The 3,814-nt window shown below is 62.4% G+C and carries 5 protein-coding genes; all 5 read left to right on the top strand.

Going from position 1 to position 3,814, the window contains the following annotated elements; all coding sequences use genetic code 11:
• The coding region (locus ACYVDE_RS16830; protein ID WP_460502711.1) for an SPOR domain-containing protein at positions 1-761 on the top strand (761 nt) is incomplete at its 5' end.
• Positions 762-769: 8 nt separating this feature from the next.
• Complete coding sequence (locus ACYVDE_RS16835) at positions 770-1,465, top strand: MotA/TolQ/ExbB proton channel family protein (protein WP_241935787.1); 696 nt, start codon at positions 770-772, stop codon at positions 1,463-1,465.
• A 99-nt stretch (positions 1,466-1,564) separates the two neighbouring features.
• Positions 1,565-1,984 carry an ExbD/TolR family protein gene (locus tag ACYVDE_RS16840; protein ID WP_460502712.1) on the top strand — a complete coding sequence of 140 codons (420 nt, stop codon included), beginning with the start codon at positions 1,565-1,567 and terminating at the stop codon, positions 1,982-1,984.
• An 82-nt stretch (positions 1,985-2,066) separates the two neighbouring features.
• On the top strand, positions 2,067-2,948 hold the full coding sequence (locus ACYVDE_RS16845) for a hypothetical protein (protein ID WP_460502713.1): 882 nt from the start codon (positions 2,067-2,069) through the stop codon (positions 2,946-2,948).
• A gap of 118 nt (positions 2,949-3,066) precedes the next feature.
• The coding region (locus ACYVDE_RS16850; RefSeq protein ID WP_460502714.1) for a bifunctional folylpolyglutamate synthase/dihydrofolate synthase at positions 3,067-3,814 on the top strand (748 nt) is incomplete at its 3' end.

Raw genomic sequence — 3,814 nt, forward strand, 5'->3', positions numbered from 1 at the left:
CGCCGGTGTTGCGCGGGGCCCGCACCCGCCTGGCGCGCATCGTGCCCGCCAGCATCATTGCCGTGGCCGTGAGCCTGCTGCTGCTCGCCAACTATCAGGTGGCCCTGAAAGCCGGCTACCTGCCCACCGCGCTGCGTACCAACGTGCCAAAGTGGGAGTGGGCCCAGCGCCACGCCGAAACGGCTGTCGTTGTGGTCAACGAACCCCAGCAGGCTGCCCTGGGCCAGCACGATTTCGGCAGCGCCGCTCCCGAAACTCCCGAAGGCCTGATGCCCATTGCCGAAGCACCGGCGGCCGTGCCCGAAATGGCCACGCCAGTTGACACTGGAACGCCTGTGCGCAAAGTGCCGGTCGTGCGCGCCGAGACCAGCATCGCACCCGCGCCGGCCAGCACCCCCGCCGTAGTTGCCGCCGAGCCGGAAGAAGCGGCCGCGCCCTCCAAAGTGGAAGTATCAGCACCAGTTGCGCCGGCTGCCGTAGCTGCGCCGCGCAAAGCCGCTGCCACTACTGCCAGCACAATTAAAACACCCACGGGCCGTTACTACGTTATTGCCGGTGCCTACAGCAGCCTGGCCCGGGCCGAGCAGGGCCGTCGCAACTTGCTGCGCGCCGGTCGCCCGGCCCGCATCATCCTGCCGCATTACGGTACTCGGCACTTCCGCCTCACGGCCGGCGATTTCGCTGACCTGGCTTCGGCCCAACGGGAGGCCCAGCGCCTGCGCGTGAGCACCCGCGCCGACTACAATACGTTGAAATATTAATCGACCGCATGTCCGTATTCCTCCTGCAAGTGGTGCCCGCCGCTGCCGATACCCTCAATACCGCCGCCACTGCTGCACCCATCGCCTCCACCGACGTTCCGGTTATCGACCTGCTGATGCGGGGGGGCTTGATTATGATTCCGCTGGTGGCGCTGTCGCTGCTCTCGCTCTACATCATTCTCGAACGCTACTTCACCATCCGCAAAGCCGCCGGCGACCCGGAGTCCTTTATGGCCAACATCCGCGCCCTCATGGTGAAGGGCGACTTGGCCGGTGCCAAGCTGCTCTGCGCCCAGACGGCCTCGCCGCTGGCCCGCATGGTCGAGAAAGGCCTGCGCCGTATTGGCCTGCCGCTGAAGGAAATCGAAACCAGCGTCGAGAACGTGGGCAAGATTGAAATTGCCCGCCTCGAAAAGAACATCAGCATCCTGGGCATCATCGCCGGCATCGCGCCGATGATTGGCTTCGTGGGCACGATTATCGGCGTTATCAAGATTTTCTACGCCATCGCCGCCACCAAAGAGTTCGGTATTCCGCAGGTGGCCGACGGCCTCTACGTGAAGCTCGTAACCTCGGCCACCGGCCTCATCGTCGGCATCATTGCCCACGTGGGCTACCACTGGCTCAGCATCCTGGTCGAGCGCATGGTGTTCCGCATGGAGAACTCGGCCATCGAGTTCATGGACATTCTGCAGGACAACTAATTGAGTTAAGAGTTAGGAGTTAGGAGTTAAAAGTTGGTGGGTACTCGCGCCGATTTTTAACTCTTAACTCCTAACTCTTAACTCATAACTCATCCAGTTATGAACCTTTCCCGCCGTCACCGTCTCACTTCGCACGTCGAAACCGGGGCCATGAACGACATCATGTTCTTCCTGATGTTGTTCTTCCTGATTGCTTCGACGCTGGTGAACCCCAACGTCATCAAGCTCCTGCTGCCGAACGCCAAGTCGAGCAAGCAGGTGATGAAGCAGCCCATCACCATTTCGGTGGATGCGGCCGGCACGTACTACGTGAACAAAAAGCCGGTGAACCCCTCGGCCGTGGAATCGGAGCTGGTGGCCCTAGTGGGCACAGCGCCGACCACCGAGCAGCCCACCGTGGTGCTGCGCGTCGACAACTCGCTGAACGTGCAGAAACTGGTGGACATCCTGGAAATCGGCAACCGCCTCAAGCTGAAAATGGTGATGGCTACACAGGCCCAACAGGCGGCCGGCAAATAAGCAGGAGCGAGGAACGGGAAGAAGCTCATTTTGTTGATTACCCGTATTCTTCCTTGCTCATTCTTCATTCCTCATTAAAGAAATGGCCATTGACTATCCCGAGCCGCACCGCCGACAGGCCCTGATTGGCACCTTGGTGGTGCACGGGCTGTTGCTGCTGCTGTTTCTATTCACGCATTTCCACGGGCCCAACCCGCCACTGGCCACCATGGGCGGCGATGGCGTGGAGCTGAACTACGGCCTCGACGAAGCCGGCTCGGGCGACGTGCAGAGTATGGCCACGGCCAACAACTCGCCCAACCGCGAAGACAGCCGCCCGCCCCAGGCCAGCCCCGACCCGCAGCCGCGCGCCGTGGCCACCGCCACGCCCGACCCCACGCCGCCGGCCCAAGAAAAAATAATTACCAGCGATGCCGAGGAAAGCCCGGTATCGGAAGCGCCGGTTGAAACGCCCGCTCCCCCGAAAGAGGAAGTGAAGCCCGCGCCCCGCGTGCCCCGCAAAGTGGCCGTGACCTTTGCCCCCAAAGGCAGCGCCACCGGCGGCGGCAATGGCGTGAACGGCACTAGCAACGCGCCCACCGGCAACAATAACGGTGACCGCCCCGGGGCCACCGGCGACCAGGGCGACCCCAATGGCTCGCTCGACGCCAAGGCGCTGTACGGCAACCCCGGCCGCGGCGGCACTGGTAGCAGCCCCGGCAGTGGCGGCCTCGAAATGGCCGGTTGGCGCTTCGACCGGCAGCCGGTAGTTGAAGCGCTGGACGACGACCCAGGTGTGATTCGCTTCAAAATAAAGATTTCGTCGGATGGCGAAGTGGAGGCCGTAACCAAGGTTTCCGGCAACGTATCGCCGGCCCAAGAGAAGCTTTGCCGCGACAAGCTGCTTGATGCCAACTTCGTGAAAACCAACAGTGCTGCTGGTGGTGCTACTGGCTTCTACACCTTCAAATTCTCGGTCCGCTAATCGGAATAATCTCAATAAAAACGCCCGCGACCTTGCCGAAGGTTGCGGGCGTTTTTATTGGTCGGTGGCCCGCCAGGCCGTAATTTGGGCCTTTCAACGTTTTTAATTCTGCCGCGCCGTGACTTACGCCGAAACCCTTACTTACCTCTACGAGCAGTTGCCCATGTTTCAGCGCGTGGGGGCGGCGGGCTTCAAGAAGGGGCTGGGTAACACGCTGGCCCTGGCCGAAGCTATGGGGAATCCCGAGCGTGGTTTCCGCAGCGTGCACGTGGCCGGCACCAACGGTAAAGGCAGCAGTTCGCACCTGCTGGCGGCGGTGTTGCAGGCGGCCGGCTACAAAGTCGGGCTCTACACCTCGCCGCACCTGCGCGAGTTCACTGAGCGCATTCGGGTGAATGGGCAGGAGCTGGCGCCGGATTATCTGGTGGCGTGGGTGGCGAAGTGGCGGCCGCTGTTTGAGCAGGTGCAGCCCTCGTTTTTTGAGATGTGCGTGGCGCTGGCCTTTTCTTACTTCGCTGAGCAGCGCGTAGACGTGGCCGTGGTGGAAGTGGGTCTGGGCGGGCGCTTCGATTCCACGAACATCATCACGCCGCTTGTCTCGCTCATCACCAACATCAGCTTCGACCACCAGGCGCTGCTGGGCAATACGCTGCCCGAGATTGCAGGCGAGAAAGCCGGTATCATCAAGCCCGGCGTGCCGGCCGTGGTGAGCCAGTCGCAGCCCGAAGTGGCCGACGTGTTCCGGCGCGAGGCCGCGGCCAAGCTAGCCCACTTGGTTTTTGCCGATGAGATTTACCAAGCCCATTTCACGGCTGAGGCCGACCCCGCAACCGGCCTGCGCCCGGTGGCCCTGCGCCAGCACGGCC

The organism is Hymenobacter agri (genome assembly GCF_054778495.1).